The organism is Acidisoma sibiricum (assembly GCF_057837225.1).
Map to the genome: position 1 here is coordinate 3144657 of NZ_CM174445.1, position 16426 is coordinate 3161082.

16 protein-coding genes are annotated in these 16426 nt (G+C 65.8%); 6 read left to right on the forward strand and 10 right to left on the reverse strand.

Annotation, left to right across the window (positions count from 1 at the left end; all coding sequences use genetic code 11):
• The 7 genes from metG to AC3G7M_RS15030 are packed head-to-tail and all read right to left on the reverse strand — an operon-like array spanning position 1 to position 6792.
• Entirely contained in the window at positions 1-1539 is a 1539-nt protein-coding gene (gene metG, locus AC3G7M_RS15000; protein WP_489212939.1) for a methionine--tRNA ligase, read from the reverse strand.
• Positions 1536-2540 carry a DNA polymerase III subunit delta' gene (locus AC3G7M_RS15005; protein WP_489216061.1) on the reverse strand — a complete coding sequence of 335 codons (1005 nt, stop codon included), beginning with the start codon at positions 2538-2540 and terminating at the stop codon, positions 1536-1538. The genes metG and AC3G7M_RS15005 overlap by 4 nt, the downstream gene beginning before the upstream one ends.
• Positions 2537-2965 (reverse strand): FKBP-type peptidyl-prolyl cis-trans isomerase, encoded by a 429-nt coding sequence (locus AC3G7M_RS15010; protein WP_489212940.1) that lies wholly within the window; start codon positions 2963-2965, stop codon positions 2537-2539. The genes AC3G7M_RS15005 and AC3G7M_RS15010 overlap by 4 nt, the downstream gene beginning before the upstream one ends.
• 7 nt (positions 2966-2972) lie before the next feature.
• A complete protein-coding gene (tmk, locus tag AC3G7M_RS15015; protein ID WP_489212941.1) occupies positions 2973-3635 on the reverse strand; it encodes a dTMP kinase in 663 nt (220 codons plus the stop codon).
• Position 3636: 1 nt separating this feature from the next.
• A complete protein-coding gene (locus AC3G7M_RS15020; protein ID WP_489212942.1) occupies positions 3637-4881 on the reverse strand; it encodes a D-alanyl-D-alanine carboxypeptidase family protein in 1245 nt (414 codons plus the stop codon).
• A gap of 49 nt (positions 4882-4930) precedes the next feature.
• Positions 4931-5815 carry an RlpA-like double-psi beta-barrel domain-containing protein gene (locus tag AC3G7M_RS15025; RefSeq protein WP_489212943.1) on the reverse strand — a complete coding sequence of 295 codons (885 nt, stop codon included), beginning with the start codon at positions 5813-5815 and terminating at the stop codon, positions 4931-4933.
• Positions 5812-6792, reverse strand: a complete 981-nt coding sequence (locus AC3G7M_RS15030) for a lytic murein transglycosylase (protein WP_489212944.1) — start codon at positions 6790-6792, stop codon at positions 5812-5814. The genes AC3G7M_RS15025 and AC3G7M_RS15030 overlap by 4 nt, the downstream gene beginning before the upstream one ends.
• Before the next feature lie 197 nt (positions 6793-6989).
• On the opposite strand from AC3G7M_RS15030, the gene map reads away from it, so the two are divergent.
• Positions 6990-7790, forward strand: a complete 801-nt coding sequence (gene map, locus AC3G7M_RS15035) for a type I methionyl aminopeptidase (RefSeq protein WP_489212945.1) — start codon at positions 6990-6992, stop codon at positions 7788-7790.
• Between the two features lie 4 nt (positions 7791-7794).
• On the opposite strand, the gene AC3G7M_RS15040 is transcribed toward map, so the two are convergent.
• A complete protein-coding gene (locus tag AC3G7M_RS15040; RefSeq protein ID WP_489212946.1) occupies positions 7795-8262 on the reverse strand; it encodes a GNAT family N-acetyltransferase in 468 nt (155 codons plus the stop codon).
• Positions 8263-8372: 110 nt separating this feature from the next.
• Between AC3G7M_RS15040 and AC3G7M_RS15045 the strand changes: the two genes are divergently transcribed.
• Together AC3G7M_RS15045 and AC3G7M_RS15050 are read left to right on the forward strand one after the other, a co-directional pair.
• A complete protein-coding gene (locus tag AC3G7M_RS15045; RefSeq protein ID WP_489212947.1) occupies positions 8373-9353 on the forward strand; it encodes a magnesium transporter CorA family protein in 981 nt (326 codons plus the stop codon).
• A gap of 188 nt (positions 9354-9541) precedes the next feature.
• Positions 9542-10816, forward strand: coding sequence for a YkvA family protein (locus tag AC3G7M_RS15050; RefSeq protein WP_489212948.1), 1275 nt, complete (start codon positions 9542-9544; stop codon positions 10814-10816).
• Here the strand turns inward: AC3G7M_RS15050 and AC3G7M_RS15055 are convergent.
• Positions 10776-11609, reverse strand: coding sequence for a GDSL-type esterase/lipase family protein (locus tag AC3G7M_RS15055; protein WP_489212949.1), 834 nt, complete (start codon positions 11607-11609; stop codon positions 10776-10778). The genes AC3G7M_RS15050 and AC3G7M_RS15055 overlap by 41 nt on opposite strands.
• 11 nt (positions 11610-11620) lie before the next feature.
• Complete coding sequence (locus AC3G7M_RS15060) at positions 11621-12463, reverse strand: undecaprenyl-diphosphate phosphatase (RefSeq protein ID WP_489212950.1); 843 nt, start codon at positions 12461-12463, stop codon at positions 11621-11623.
• A gap of 80 nt (positions 12464-12543) precedes the next feature.
• On the opposite strand from AC3G7M_RS15060, the gene AC3G7M_RS15065 reads away from it, so the two are divergent.
• The 3 genes from AC3G7M_RS15065 (at position 12544) to typA (ending at position 16375) form a co-directional block, all read left to right on the forward strand.
• Positions 12544-13812, forward strand: a complete 1269-nt coding sequence (locus AC3G7M_RS15065; RefSeq protein WP_489212951.1) for an RsmB/NOP family class I SAM-dependent RNA methyltransferase — start codon at positions 12544-12546, stop codon at positions 13810-13812.
• Positions 13813-14062: 250 nt separating this feature from the next.
• The gene (locus tag AC3G7M_RS15070) at positions 14063-14260 is read left to right on the forward strand and encodes a hypothetical protein (RefSeq protein ID WP_489212952.1); all 198 of its coding nucleotides are present in this window, start codon (positions 14063-14065) and stop codon (positions 14258-14260) included.
• A gap of 285 nt (positions 14261-14545) precedes the next feature.
• Positions 14546-16375: a translational GTPase TypA gene (gene typA / locus AC3G7M_RS15075; protein WP_489212953.1), complete on the forward strand. Its 1830-nt coding sequence runs from the start codon at positions 14546-14548 to the stop codon at positions 16373-16375.
• Positions 16376-16426: the final 51 nt, after the last annotated feature.

Below are 16426 nucleotides of genomic sequence, written 5' to 3' on the forward strand. Positions count from 1 at the left end.
TCAGACCACCTCGTCCACGAAGCGCGGGAAGACGCCCTGCGGCGCTGGCAGTGTTGTGCCGTCCACCAACGGCGTCGCGAGCCCCGCTAGCGTGCGCCCCGCGGCGGGCACGGCCAGTTGATCGAGCATGCGCTCCATGCTGTCGGGCATGAAGGGCTGCAGCACGACAGCTATATGGCGGATGACATCGGCCAGCACGCGCAGGACCGACCCCATGCGGACGATATCGGTCTTCTTCAGCGCCCAGGGCGCCTGATGGTCGATATAGGCATTGCCGGCGCGGATCACCTTCCAGGCCTCTTCGAGCGCGACATGGAACGCCTGTGTCTCGATCGCCGCCCCCAGCAGCGCCGGCAGCGCCTGCGCCTGGCCCAGCAGCGCCGCATCGGCCTCGGTCAGCGGCTCGGGCAGCGGCGGCAGGCGCCCCTCGCAGTTTTTAGCGATCATCGACAGGCTGCGCTGGCAGAGATTGCCGAGGTCATTGGCAAGTTCGACATTGAGGCGCGAAATCAGCGCGCGGCGGCTGAAATCGCCGTCATTGCCGAACGGCATTTCACGCAAAAGGAAGAAGCGCACCGCGTCACGGCCGAATTCGCCGATCAGCGCATGGGGATCGACGACATTGCCGACCGACTTGCTCATCTTCTCGCCCTCCGCGGTCCACCAGCCATTGGCGGCAACGCGCTTCGGGACCGGCAGTCCGGCCGCCATCAGGAAGGCCGGCCAATAGACGGCATGGAAGCGGATGATGTCCTTGCCGACCATATGCACATCCGCGGGCCAGAAATGGGCGCGCGGCGCATCCGGGTCCGGGTAGCCGGTGGCGGTCAGGTAATTGGTCAGCGCATCCAGCCAGACATACATGACGTGGTCAGGGTCATTGGGCACCGGCACACCCCAGGTGAAGCTGGTGCGGCTGACGGAAAGATCGGTCAGGCCCCCGCGCACGAAGCTTGTGACCTCATTCCGGCGCGCATTGGGGCCGATGAAATCCGGGTTGGCCTCATAATGCGCCAGCAGACGGTCCTGCCAGGCGGAGAGACGGAAGAAGTAGCTCGGCTCCCGCACCCATTCCACCGGCGCGCCCGAGGGGGCGACGCGAATGCCGTGGACATTCGTCGTCAGCTCATCCTCGCCATAGAAGGCTTCGTCGCGGACGGCATACCAGCCCTCGTAATGGCCGAGATAGATTTCGCCGGCCTCGACCAGTCTGGTCCACAGCGCCGCGCAGGCACGCTTGTGCCGTTCTTCCGTCGTGCGGATAAAATCGTCATTGGAGAGGCCGAGCGTCACCGCTAGCGCCTTGAACTGCTCGGCGACCTCATCCGTAAAAGTCTGCGGATCGACGCCCGCATCGAGCGCCGCCTTCTCGACCTTCTGGCCATGCTCATCCGTGCCGGTCAGAAAGAAGACGTCATACCCGTCCAGCCGCTTCCACCGCGCCAGCACATCGGCCGCGATCGAGGTATAGGCGTGGCCGATATGCGGCGCCCCGTTCACGTAATAGATCGGCGTCGTCACGTAGAAGCTTCTGGTCATGTTCCCGCCATCAGACCGAGCCCCGCGAGCACCGCCTGGCGGCGGTCCAAGGCGAAGCGTTCCGTCTCATCCTGTAATTGAGTCAGCGCCTGCCATACCTTACCCCAGCCATCAATGGAACGGCGGGCAAGCAGGCCCGTCTGATGGCTGCTAGGCAGGCCGCGCGCGCCTTGGCGCACGACATCCGATACGGCCTGCCGCAGCAGGTCCATGAAGAGGCTGAAACTCTCCTCGTCCCGCGCCACAGTGTCAGCCACATGCAGCGCGGCCAGCCCCGTGGGCAGATGGCCCAGCACCCGATGCACCTCGGCCGCCATGGCAGGACCATCGCCGCCGGCCAGCGTCAAAGCGCGGCCGATGGAACCGTCCCCCAGGCGCGCCATCTCGGCCCGCGCCTCGACGTCCAGATCCGGCAGGTAGCGGCCCAGCAGCGTCTCGACATCGGTCTCAGACAGCGGCGACAGGCGCAAGCGGCGGCAGCGGCTGCGAATGGTCATGGGCAGCAGGCCGGGCGCGTGACAGACCAGCAGCAGCAAAGCGCCCGGCGGCGGCTCTTCCAGCAGTTTCAGCAGCGCATTGGCGGCATTGGCATTCATATCCTCGGCACCATCGACGATGACAACGCGCCACCCGCCCTCGCCCGCCGTACGGCGCAGGAACTGCGTCACCGCGCGGACCTCATCGACCACAATCTCGCGGCGCATGCGCTTGGTCTTTTCGTCCGCGCCGCGCTCCAGCACCATCAGCCCGGCATGGGTGCCGGCGGCGATGCGGCGGAAGACCGGGTCGGCCGGGTCCATCTGCAGCCCGGCATCAGGCTCACGCCCCGCGAGCAGGGCGCGCGCCAGGCGATAGGCCAGTGTCGCCTTGCCGATGCCATGCGTGCCGGTGATCAGCCAGGCGTGATGCAGCCGGCCGCTGAGGCGCGCGCCATGCCACAGCTGCTCGGCCGCATCATGGCCGAGCAGGTCGGGATTGTCGCGAGGGGCCGGGTGCGTCAGTTCACACCCTGCAGCTTGACGTCGAACATCAAGGTCGCACCCGGCGGGATGACGCCGCCCGCGCCCTGATCGCCGTAACCCTGGTCCGGCGGAATGATGAGCGTGCGCTCGCCGCCCACCTTCATGCCGGCGACCCCGGCATCCCAGCCGGCGATGACCTGGCCATTGCCGAGGACGAAGCTGAAGGGCTGGTTGCGGTCATAGGAACTGTCGAATTTCTGGCCCTTCTCGCCGTTCTCATAAAGCCAGCCGGTATAATTGACGACGACCGTCTGGCCCGGCTGCGCCGTGGGACCGGTGCCGACGACATCGTCATGCACCAGCACGCCATCCGGGAGCGCGGAATACCCGGCAGGCGCGGCGGACGCGGCGGCGGTCGCAGCCATCATCATGAGTCCGGCGACGGGGAGCAGAAAACGGCGCATGAGCGGTCTATCCTGTGGTGAGGGCGGTTTGCAGCCAGGCCCGGAGCCCGGCCACGACATCCGCCTGCACCAGGGGTAGCGGCGGGGCGGCATCCACGACCATGAAGCGGTCCGGTGTTTCTAAAGCCTGGGCCAGGAAGCCAGCCCGGGCACGTTCATGAAAATCAAGGGCGAGACCTTCAAACCGGCCCTCATCGGTTGCGGTATCGGCCAAGCGGCGGCGACTGCGGCGCAGCCCCTCGGCCGGCGAAATATCGAGAAGAACCGTCAGGTCAGGCCAGCAGTCGCCGACGAAATCATGATGCAGCTGGCGGATCAAGCCCAGCGACAGGCCACGTCCGCCGCCCTGATAGGCGAGGGTCGAGCCGACATAGCGGTCACACAGCACGATCTGGCCGGAAGCGACCGCCGGACGGATGACGCGCTTCACATGCTGCACGCGCGCGGCCGTCATCAGCAGCAGCTCCGAACCCTGGTCCCAGACATCGCCGGCTTCGGACAGAAGCAGGCTCCGCAAGGCCATGCCTTCCGGCGTGCCGCCGGGCTCGCGGGTCGTCAGCACGTCCAGCCCATCGGCCCGCAGGGCTTCGGCTGCCGCGGCCAGAACGGAGCCTTTGCCCGCCCCGTCGCCGCCCTCGAAGACGATAAAGCGGCCGGAGCGCAGCCCCATGTCAGGCACCCGTGATGAAGTGCTTCAGGCGCGCCATGGCCCGGCCCGGCAGGCCAAGACGGGGCACGTCGGTGCCGGCAACGAGATCGGCGGTCAGGGTCTGGCCGGGCGGAATGCCGGTGCCGCCGAGGCTGATCTGGCCGACCTTCTGGCCGTGCAGAATCGGGGCGGGCAGCGGGGCCGGGTAATCCACCGCGATTTTGACAGTGTCCCGCCAGTTGTTCGGCAGGGTCACCGTCAGGCCGTCCTTCACGGTCAGGCCAACGCTGGGCGCCTCGCCCAGCCATACGGGCGCCTGGGCGACGCTCTGCCCGGCCGCAAAGACCGGCACATCCTGGAAGGTGTTGAAGGCCCAATCCATCAGGCGCTTCGATTCGGTGACGCGCGAATCCCAGCTCGGCAGACCGTTCAGCACGACGATGATGCGCCGTCCATTGCGCTCGGTGGTGCCGGCTTCGGAATAGCCGCCCTCTTCCGTGTGGCCGGTCTTAAGACCATCGCCGAGCCCAGCCGCGACCAGCGGGTTGCGGTTCGGCTGGGTGATCTTGTTATAGGTGAAGGTCTGCTCGCCCGCATAATGATAATAGTCAGGGAAGTCGCGAATGATGTGGTCGGACAGGGTCGCGATGTCGCGCACCGACATGACATGTCCATCCGCCGGCCAGCCGGACGCATCCATGAAGTGGGAATTGTTCATCCCAAGCTTCTTCGCTTCCGCATTCATCATGGCGACGAAGGCGTCTTCCGAACCCGCGATGCCTTCGGCCAGGGCAACCGCCGCGTCATTGCCGGAATCGACGAAGATGCCGCGGATCAGATCCTCGATCGTGACGGCGGTGCCGACCTGCACGAACATGCGGCTGCCGCCCATGTGCCAGGCATGCTCGCTGATCGTGAACGTCTGGCCGAGCGTGAGCTTGCCTTCCTTCAACTGCTGGAAGGTGATGTAGATCGTCATCAGCTTGGTGAGCGAGGACGGCGGGCTCGGCGAATCGGCATCCTTCGTCAGCAGGACGGCGCCGGTATTGTAGTCGATCACGATGGCATGGGTCGCGACGGTATCGAGCGGACCGACAGGGGTATCGGCGGGGCTGGACACCGCGGCCGTCGCCGTGCCCGGGCCGCCCTCATCACTGCTGGTGCCGGGTGCCTTGGCAGCTGCCTTCTTGCGCTTGGCCCAGGCCGGCATGGCGGCTAGGCTGGAGACAGCAGCGCCCGAAAGAAGCAAATAGCGGCGAGTATTCATGAGGCGGTTCCGATCCGTAGCGCGAGCGGGCCTGAGTGGCGTGCCCGGCTTACTGCACGATGATGGTGGCGTCCACGGCGCCAGCGGCGAGGCTGGACGAAAGCGCCGCATCGGCCTGCGGCACTGTATAATAGGGGCCGCTCTGGACGCCGTAGAGCATCCGCCCTCCCCCTGTGATCGCGATCACATGAGTATTTGGTAATCCCGAGAGGCGCGCAGACTGGCGGAACGCGTCGTAGCGATTGCCGAAGCTGCCGGACTGGATATAGAGCGCGCCGGGGCTGGGCGGCAGTTGCGTCACGCGCTCGGGCAGCCTCAGCGGCGGCACCGTCTCAGCAATCGAACCGGTATTGGCGCGGTCGGTCTGCGTCACGACGGCGCCGGAGGCGGCGACGCCCGTGGGCGGCGCCAGGCTTTCGGCCTGGAAGGTGCCGACGGGCGCGGCCGCGATCTTGATGCCGCCACCGAGCGAATCGGCGAGCGCCTGGCTCGCATCCTTCTGGATGGTGACCCGCACCTCGGCCGCGCCATCGGCGGGAATGCCCAGAAGGCGCGCGGCGCGCGGCGTCACCGCCAGAATACGGCCGGGATTGGCCGGGCCGCGATCATTCACCCGCAGCAGCACTTGCCGCCCGGTCTGCAGATTGGTCACCTGCACGATACAGGGCAGTTGCAGAATCTGGCTGGCGCCCGTCAGCGCGGTCGCGTCATAGGCCTCGCCATCGGTCGTCACCTGCGGCGCATCGTCGCCATAGACCGAGGCCAGGCCGGTGCGGTCATAGCCATAGTCTTCGCGCGGGTAGTGCCAGGCGCCGCCGGCCTGGTAGCCGTCGCCGATCAGGTAATGCGGGTGCGAGACGATGGGAGGTCCGCCCCGCATGCAGCCGGTGACGGCCATCACGGCCCCGATCGTGGCAAGGGCGAGCGGCTTCATGCGGTTACAAGATTGCCGAGCAGGCCGACCGAGAGGGCGTAATAGTCGGACGGGTTGTAGCGGCGGATCGCCTTGTAATTCGGATAGACCAGATAGGCCGCGCCACCGGCGCCATCAGGCTGGATCACCCGGCCGGCCAAGGTGCTGGGAACATAGGGATGACCGGGCAAGCGCCGCACGCCCATCGCCAGCCACTGGGACAGCGGCTGGGCCTGATCCGGGTCGATCGCCGGCGCGTCCGCCGACGGCCCGAGCATCACCTGTTCACCCCAGGGCAGACCCTGCTTCCAGCCGGAGACACGCAGGTAATTGCCGATGGAGGCAAGACTGTCCGGCACATTGGTCCAGATATTCGGACGCGTCTGGCCCGAAAAACTGACGGCCAGTTTGAGATAGACGCTGGGCATGAACTGGGGCTGGCCCATGGCCCCGGCATAGGAGCCGGTCATGGCCTGGGGCGTGACCGCGCCGCTGTCGATAATGCGCAGGGCCGCGATCAGCTCGGAGCGGAAATAGGTCGGGCGATGGCTGCTCCAGCCAAGGGTCGCCAGCGCCTGCACAACCGAAAAGCCGCCGGTATAGCTGCCGTAATTGGTCTCCAGCCCCCAGATGCCGAGGATGACGCCGGGATCGACGCCATATTCGGTGCGGATGGCGGCCAGCACCTGCTGGCTGGCGGCGTATTTCTGCTGTCCGGCCGCGATGCGGGCGGCGGACAGGCGCTTGGCCGAATACTGCGCCCAGGTCTGGGTGAATTCCGGCTGGTAATTATCCAGCCGGATGACGTCGGAATTGGGCTGCAAGCCATTCAGCGCGGCGCGCCGCGTAGCAAAGCTGACGCCCGCTGCGGCTGCCTGGCGGTCAACATCCATAAGGAAGCTCTGGAAACTTCCGGCGGCCATGGCCGCCTCCGTACCGCCCATCAGCAGGGCAGCGGAGGCCGCGGGAATCGATCTGATCAGGGTGCGTCGGCGCATAGGCGCTCTCTGCCAGAGGCGGCGCGCCGGAGCAACTGACGGGATTGTCACCTGCGGCTGCATTCATCGCCCGGTCATCGGGCCCCGGTCGATCGCAGCGAAAACCCTGCCCTGTCCGCATCGCCCTTGCACGCAGCCGAAGGCACAGCGCATTCTCCCCAGCTTGCAGGCCGATGAAAGGCGCTGGAGATCAGGTTATGGATGGCGAGACGGAAGTGCGGCAGATCAGCCTTTACGCTCAGGCGGATTTCCCCGCGCTGCATGCGGCCGGGCGGCTGGCGGCAGAAACCCTGGACATGATCGCGCCCTATGTGGTGCCGGGTGTCACGACCGAGCGGCTTGACCAGCTCTGCCACGATTTCATCCTCGACCATCAGGCCGTGCCGGCGCCGCTGAACTATCGCGGCTTCCCGAAATCGACCTGCACCTCGATCAACCATGTCGTCTGCCACGGCATTCCGGGTCCCCGCCATCTGGAGGAGGCCGATATCCTGAATATCGACATCACCGTGATCCTGGATGGCTGGTATGGCGACAGCAGCCGGATGTATGCGGCGGGCACGCCCAGCATCAAGGCCAAGCGGCTGATGGACATCACCTACGAATCGCTGATGCGCGGCATCGCGGTCGCCCGCCCTGGCAATACGCTGGGCGATATCGGCCATGCCATCCAAAGCTTCGTCGAGCCGCAGCGCCTGACCATCGTGCGCGATTTCTGCGGCCATGGCATCGGGCGCCGCTTTCACGAGCCGCCGAACGTGCTGCATTATGGCCGCCCCGGCTCGGGCACGAAACTCCGCGCCGGCATGGTGTTTACCATCGAGCCGATGATCAATGCCGGCCGGCCGGAGGTGAAAATCCTGGACGACGGCTGGACCGCGGTCACCAAGGACCGCAGCCTCTCCGCCCAGTTCGAGCATATGATCGGCATCACCGAGACTGGCTGCGAGATTTTCACCCTGTCACCGGCCGGCCATACGAAGCCGCCCTACGCCTGAGCGGTCAGACGCCCGGCGCATCGAGCGCGAACACCGTCACGCGCTCTGGCCCGACCTCGGTCTCGATCGTCTGCCAGCCGAGACCGGTGTAGAAGGAGACGCGGTGCGCGCCCGCGTAGAGATAGGCGCGGCGGTAGCCCGCGCGAAAGATCGCGCCAGCAGCCTGCCGGACCAGAGCGGCGCCCATACCCCGGCCGCGCGCCGCCTCCTCCACCCAGACTCCCGCGACCCAGGGCTGATATTGGGGACGCACGTCAAGGTCGTCCTCGATGATGCTGGCCGTGCCGAGGAACGTATCGCCCTCATGCGCGACGAAGACCGAGGGAACGGGCGCATCACCCAGGCCGCGGGCCACGAAGGACCCGAAGGCAGGCAGATCCATCTCGCTATCCTGCCACCAGGCATGCCATAGGCGGGCCGCGACACGCTCCAGAAATTCCGGTCTCTCGCGAAGGTCGGAAATAACGATCATAGCAACCCCTAGTCGATTTTCTGCCGGCTGACGCCATTTTGTCATCACCTGACCCGTCAAGCTCGGCTATCCACCTGTTTTCCTTGATCTAATGACTGAAGGATAGATCTATGCTCGGTGCCTATGCCGCACGCGAAGGGATTCCCCTGTGTGACTTCCCCCAAGAGGGCGATCTGTCGCAGGCGCAGTGGATCGATCTGCTCAATCCGACCGAGGAAGAAAAGGCGCGCGTCCAGGCGGCAACCGGCCTCGATATCTCGACCGAAGAGGAACTGGGCGAGATCGAGACCTCCAGCCGGCTCTATTATGACGGCAAGGCGATCTATCTCAGCATGCCGCTGGTGGCCAAGATGGATAACGAGCCCGCCGACGTCCGGCCGATCGGCTTCATCCTCAACCGCGAGAAGCTGATCACCATCCGCTTCAACCGCAGCCGGGCCTTCCATAATTTCTTGGAGGCCCAGCATCGCAAGCCGATGGAATCCGGCGAGCCGGTCGATATCTTTCTCTCTCTGCTCGAGGCCATCAGCGACCGGATGTCGGATCTTCTCGAGAATATGCGGGACGAGCTGGACGCCGTCTCGAAACAGATCTTCAGCGAAGCCGGCCCCGGCCCCAAACACGGCCGGCGGCTGGACAACGAATTGCAGAACGTCCTCAAGCGCCTGGGCCGGGCGGCGGATCTGATGTCGAGCATCCGCGACAGCCTGCTCGGCGTCGGCCGCATCCTGCCCTATGTCGGGCAGATCGCCGCACCCTGGATCGACCGGGAAAACCGGGATCGCTTGAAATCGTTGCGACAGGATATCAGTTCGCTGAGCGACTACGATGCGCATCTCAACAACAAGCTGCAGTTCCTGCTGGATGCGACGCTGGGCCTGATCAACAATGCGCAGAACAACATCATCAAGGTGCTGACCGTGGTGTCGGTCGTCGGTGTGCCGCCGACCCTCATCGCCAGCATCTACGGCATGAACTTCAAGGATATCCCTGAGCTGAACTGGGCCTGGGGCTATCCTTACGGCATCACCATGATCGTGCTGTCGGCCGTGCTGCCGCTGATCTGGTTCAAGATGCGCGGCTGGCTGTAGTCCGAGTCGAGGAACTGCCGGCATGAGCCTGAAACCGGATAGTTCCTGCCCCTGGCTGCACTTTGTATCACGGTGTCACAATCCTTGTTTCAGCAACCGGCCTTTGCTGGTGTCCGCCCAAAACTAGTCATTGACCGGCAGCATTCTGGAAGGAGAATATTCCACCAAACCTGTGCTGTTTCCAGAACATGATTTCCTGCTGGCTCTTCGTTTGGTGGAAGGCGCTGCGAGTCCTGGCCCACCGCATCCGGCTCGAATCCGCACTCCTCTGCCGTGCGGCGGTGTTCTCGCGTGTCTGCCCGCTCTCAAAACTCGCCATCCTGCTTGGTGCGGGCTACTGGTTCGGACCGGTCGACCTCATTCCCAACCGCCTGCCCTATATCGGTTATCTGGATCAGATCGGCATCCTCGCCGCCGGACTGGTGGCAGCCCGCGCGCTGATCCCCACCGGCCGCGCTTCCGTCATCAAAGCCACGCGCCCGCCACCATCGCTGATCCGGCCCTTCACCCTCGTCTTCTGCCATTGCCCGAAAACCGCCGGCACCAGCCTGTTCCGGGCGCTCAGCGACCGGCTTGGCTACCGCCGCAGCTATCTCATGCGGCGGCGGCGGCCGGACCTGACCCATTTGCAGCATCGCGGCTTCGCCCTCGTGTCCGGCCATGCGCCCTACGGCCATTACCGCGATGCCGGCGCCGTGAATGCGCGCACGCGCTTCATCACCTTCTTCCGCGCACCCAGATCCGTGCTCCTCTCCCGCTTCGCCCATGCCCTGCGTCACCGCCGCGACAGCCAGGCCAGCCGGCAGTTTTTTGAGGAACTCGGGCAGCGCGGCATCGAGATGACCTCACCCGAGGCGTTGCGGCTGTTTCTCGACAATCACCGCCTGTTCGACGGCAGCGACGCCGACAATCCGCAGACCCGCTTCGCCGCCAACCGCTTCACCGGTCCCCTGGACGATGGCGACCTGGAGGAGGCGAAGGCCAATTTCGCCGCCATGGAACTGGCGGGCTGCACCGAGCGGTTTGAAGACTCGCTGCAGCTCCTGGCCTATCGGCTCGGCTGGCGCGAGCTGTCCTACCATCGGCTGAATGTCTCGGAATCCAAAGGCCGGGTCTCGGCCGACCCTGTCCTGGACGCCGCACTCGACCGCCATCTGGCCTATGATCACCAGCTCATCGCCTGGGCGAAAGCCCGCTTCGAGCAGGACTATGCCGCGATGCGCGCCGCCTGTGCCGCGCAAGGCCGCGCTTTGCCGCGGATCATCCAGCTAGAGGCGGACCCGCCCTATCGCGCGTTTCGCCACCGGCTGGGTGCGGCCTGCACGCTTCTGCTGGATGACTGGCAGTGGTGGCTCGGGGCGAAATGGGCGGCGCCGCAGCGGCAGCACCGCTTCCTGCGACAGCCGTCCGCCGCCGCTCCGCTCAGCCCGCTGGCAGGCGCCGATGATCGCGGTCGTCCATAAGCCTGTGCAGCACCGGCTCGATCGCTTCCGCGATCAGCGCCATGCCCTGGGCATCGGGGTGAAGCGCCACGCTATTGACGCTGGCCGTGGTCACGCCCGGCTCGTGGCTTGCGACCACTGCCTGATGCGGGTCGAGATAAAGCGCCCGGTTGAGATGGCCGTCGCGGTAGAACAGGCCGCCGACATTCATGAAGGTGACATAGGGGCGGTCCCGATAGGACGCCGCCAGCATGGCATTCAGCGCGTCCGTATTCTCGCTAATCCAGGGTGACCGTTCGCTCGGCAGCACGGCCAGCAGCAGGATCTGCGTATTGGGCAGTTTATGGCGCAGAATATGGACGACGGCATTGATGCCGGCCAGGCTTTTGGCGGCATTCCAATGGACATGGCCGAAATTATTGGCGCCGATCAGCAGCACCAGCGCCCGCGGGTTCAGGCCCGCGACCTCGCCATGGTCCAGCCGCCAGATGACATTGGCCGTGGTATCGCCGCGGAAACCCATATTGACGGCCGCGCGGTCGCCATAGAAGCGGTTCCAGACCGGTCGGTAATTCGCAAACGGTTCCGGCCCGGCCAGTTCCCAGTTCTGGGTGATCGAGTCGCCCAGCCAGATCAGATTGACATGGCCCTGGTGGACGCGATCCAGGCTGCGGTCGAACCGCTCCCGCCACCAGGGCAGGTCGGTGCGGCCGATCGGCGCGGCGGCCAGGTTGATCGGGTCCTCGGCGGCCGTCACCGGCGTCGTGATGGCCAGCGGCAGAACCACGCTCGCTGCCAGAATCCACCGTTTCATGAAACGCGTCTTTAACCTGTGATGACGAGGTAACCTGCGGAGAGCACGCCCGCCACAATGCAATAAATGGCGAAGGGTGTCATCGCCCAGCTCTGATGGCCGCGGAACCAGCGCATCAGGAAGGCGGTGCTGGCCAGCGCCGTCACGCCCGCGACCACGGCCGCGATCACGGCCAGGCTCATGGCGCCCTGGGCCGCCTGGTCGTGCATCAGCTTGGGGATTTCCAGGACGGCCGCGGCCACGATCACCGGCAGGGCGATCAGGAAGGAGAAATGGGCCGAATCCTCATGATCCAGGCCCCGCAGCACACCGCCCAGAATCGAGGCACCCGAGCGCGAAAGGCCAGGAATCAAGGCCAGGCACTGCCAGCAGCCGATGATGAACGCGTCTTTCGGCCCAAGCTTCGCCAGCGGCAATGTGCCGGGCCGCGTGCCTTTCAGCTTCTCGCCCACCAGCAGCACCAGCCCGTTCACGACGAGGAAGATCGCGGCGATCAGCGGGGTTGCGAAGACGCGCCGCAGCAGATGCTCCAGCCCGCCGCCCAGAATGACGACCGGGATGGTTGCGATCACGATGAGGAGGAACACGCGGCGTGCCTCCGCCACCTCATGAGGGGAGCCGATGCCGATGAGGCCGCGCAGAATGGCCAGCCAGTCGCGCCAGAAGAAGCCCAGCAGGGCCACGGCGGTGCCGACATGCAGCATGACGAGGAAAGGCAGGAAGGTGTTGCCGTTCTCGTTGAGATGCCAGCCGAGCAGCGCGGGCAGCACCACCGCGTGTCCCAGGCTGCTGACGGGGAAAAGTTCCGTCGCCCCCTGCACCACGGCAATGACGATCGCTTGTATCGGGTCCATACGCAGCCTTCTCCTCAGGGCCGGTCTTCATAGCGTGCTTCGCGCAGGTCGCAATCATCAGAACGCGGTATAGGCGGCGCGTGAAGCACGACGACAAACTCTCCCCCCTCGCCGCCGACCCGACGCGCTCGGCCGCTCTCTCCCTCCTGTCTGCGGTGCTGGACCGGCACCGCTCGCTGGAAGAGGCGCTCGACGCCTTGCCCGCGATGGATGCGCGGGACCGCGCCGCCGCCCATCGGCTGGCGGCCGCGACGCTGCGCCGGCGCGGCACCATCGACACGGTCCTGGACCCTTATTTGAAGCGCGTGCCGCCGCCGCTGGTGATGCATATCCTGCGGCTGGGCGCGGCCGGACTGCTGTTTCTGGATACGCCCGCCCATGCCGCGGTCGCGACCGCGGTCGGTCTGACGCGCGCCCGCGCCATGGAGAAATTCGCGGGCCTGGTGAATGCCGTGCTGCGCCGCGTCTCTGAAAACGGGCAGGCCGCGCTGGAAGAGCTGGACGGGCCGCGCCTGGACACACCCCCCTGGCTGTGGACGGCCTGGGGCCGCGACGCCCGCGCCATCGCCACCGCCCATCAGACCGAGGCGCCGCTCGACATCACGCTCATGCCCGGCGAGCCGGTGCCCGAAGGCGGCACGCTGCTGCCCAGCGGCTCGGTGCGCTACCCGGCCGGGACCCGCGTCGCCGATATTCCGGTCTTCGTCGCCGGCCGCGCCTGGGTGCAGGATGCCGCCGCCGCCCTGCCCGCGACGCTTCTTGCCGTGCAGCCCGGCGAGCATGTCGCTGATCTCTGCGCCGCCCCTGGCGGCAAGACCGCGCAGCTGGTGGCGGCCGGGGCCCGCGTCACCGCGATCGAGGTGAGTGCCGCCCGCCTGCCGCGGCTCACGGCCAATCTGGAGCGACTCGGCCTCTCAGCCGCCATCGTCAACGCCGATGCCGCCACCTGGCAGCCGGACGGACCGCTCGACGCCATCCTGCTCGATGCGCCCTGCAGCGCGACCGGCACCATCCGCCGCCACCCGGACGTGCCCTATCTGAAGCAGCGCGGCGATCTCGCATCGCTCGCGGCGACGCAGGACCGGCTGCTGACCGCGGCCACCGCCCTGCTCAAACCCGGTGGCAGGCTGGTCTATGCCGTCTGTTCGATGCAGCCGGAGGAAGGGCCGGACCGCGTCGCGCATGCGCTGAGCTGGCTGCCGCTGAAGGCTGACCCGATCCGGCGATCCGAGGTTCCCGGCCTGGAAGCGGCCGTGACTCGGGAAGGGTATGTGCGCACGCATCCCGCACTTTGGCCTGACGAGGGCGGCCTGGATGGGTTCTTCATCGCGCGCTTCCGGCGTCTTTAGCCCGACGACCAGGGCCTGACGGGATGCGTGCTGCGTGCCCTGTCAGTATGCCGCCCGGATTGTGACGCAAGCATGGCGCATTTGCTGCGATTTGTGATCACGCCAGCGTGAAAGTCCTTAAATATGAAGGATTTCCAGGGCGAGCGCGTTGCCGAGACAACAACAAACCAGCCATCGCCTTTTTGTGCATCGCACAGGCCTGCGAACATATTACTCTCTGAGCAAATGTCTTTGTAGGAGACCATTTCCCATGGCTCGCCATTCCGACGACCACCGCAATGCCGATCACGGCGAGGCCGTGTCCCTGACCGTGACCGCCGACGAGGCGCGCGCCATCGACAGCTGGTCGGCCGCGCACGATATCGGCGACCGTTCGGAGGCTATTCACCGCCTGGTCAGCCTGGCGCTGGATGCCCAGTCCGAGCCGGACGACGTTCACTTCCGCTAAGCCTGACCTCGGTTTTTGAGCAGGCCGGGTAGTCTGAGCCGCCCTGGCCGCATGGCGCCCGCCTGCCCCACGCGGGCAGGCTCGTCTCTTTATTCTCGCCTCCGCGCACAAGTTCGGTTATCTGTGCGCCGCAACAAAAGCGCCCTGCCCCTGGCGGTCAACCGTCACCGGCGGGGCGTTTAACGTACGCCGCTTCCTCTCTCACGCCTTCGTATCAGGCATGTGGCGGACCTCAGACTACTGACACTATCGGGCTCCTTACCGGGTCCAGAACCGGAAGACGTCATGGACATTCGTAATATCGCCATCATCGCCCACGTCGATCATGGGAAGACCACGCTCGTTGACGCGCTGCTGAAGCAGTCCGGCGCCTTCCGTGAGCACCAGCACGTGGCCGAACGTGCGCTGGACCGCAACGACCTCGAACGCGAGCGCGGCATTACGATTCTTGCCAAATGCACGAGCGTCATCTGGAAGGACATCCGTCTCAACATCATCGATACGCCGGGCCATGCCGATTTCGGCGGCGAGGTTGAGCGCATCCTGAGCATGGTGGACGGTGCCATTCTGCTGGTCGATGCCGCCGAAGGCGTGCTGCCGCAGACCAAGTTCGTGCTCGGCAAGGCGCTGGCCCGTGGCATCCGCCCGATCGTCGTCGTCAATAAGATCGACCGTGGCGATGCCCGCCCGGACGAAGTCCATAACGAAGTTTTCGATCTTTTCGCAGCCCTCGATGCGAATGACGCGCAGCTCGACTTCCCCACCCTCTTCGCCTCCGGCCGTCAGGGCTGGGCCGATCTGGAGGTTGAAGGCGCGCGCAAGGATCTGGCGCCGATGTTCGACCTCATCGTCAGCCATGTGCCGCCGCCGAAGGTCGATCTCGATGCGCCCTTCGCGATGCTCGCCTCCATCCTCGACTACGACAACTTCCTCGGCCGCGTGCTGACCGGCCGCGTCGAGCAAGGCCGCGCCCGTCTCAACATGCCGCTGAAGGTGCTGCGCGCCGACGGCACGGTGGTCGAGACCGGCCGCCTGACCAAGCTGATGTCCTTCAACGGGCTTGACCGCGTTCCGGTCGAAGAAGCCCAGGCGGGCGACATCATCGCCATCGCCGGCCTCACCGAAGCGACCATTCCCGATACGCTGGGCGCGCCGGAACTGACGACGCCGATCCAGGCCATTCCGGTCGATCCGCCGACCCTCTCCATGACCTTCCGCGTCAATGACGGTCCGCTCGGCGGCCGCGAGGGCAAGAAGGTCACCTCGCGCCAGATCCGCGACCGTCTGATGTATGAAATTCAGGGCAATGTCGCGCTGAAGGTCACCATCAGCAATGAGACCGACGCGTTTGAAGTCGCCGGCCGTGGCGAATTGCAGCTCGGCGTGCTGATCGAGACGATGCGCCGCGAAGGTTTCGAGCTGACCATCGGCCGTCCCCGCGTGCTGACGCGCATCAATGAAGAGACCGGCGAGCGCGAAGAGCCGATGGAAGACGTGCTGGCCGATGTCGACGAGCCCTATACCGGCGTCGTCGTTGAGAAGCTGAGCCGCCGCAAGGCCCAGCTGCAGGACATGCGTCCCTCGGGTGGCGGCAAGGTGCGCCTCACCTTCCGCATGCCGAGCCGTGGCCTGATCGGCTATCACTCGGAATTCCTGACCGACACGCGCGGATCGGGCATCATGAACCGGATGTTCGCGGGTTACGGCCCCTGGGCCGGTCCGATCGAAGGCCGCCGCAATGGCAGCCTGATCTCCAACCTCGATGGCGAGGCCGTGCAGTATTCGCTCTGGTATCTGCAGGAGCGCGGCACGCTCTTCGTCAATCCGGGCGACAAGGTCTACACCGGCATGATCGTCGGCGAGCATAGCCGCGAGAACGATCTCGACGTGAACGTGATCAAGGAAAAGAAGCTGACCAATATCCGCGCCGCCGGCAAGGATGACGCGATGCTGCTGATCCCGCCGCGCCGCATGTCCTTGGAACAGGCGATTGCCTATGTCGAGGATGACGAGCTGGTTGAGGTGACCCCCTCCGCCGTCCGTATCCGCAAGCGCCATCTGGACCCCAATGCGCGCAAGCGCGCTGACCGGTCCTCCGATTCCAGCGCCGCGTAATTTCGGCGGCTGACAAAAAAGGCCGCAGCGGGCAACCGCTGCGGCCTTTTT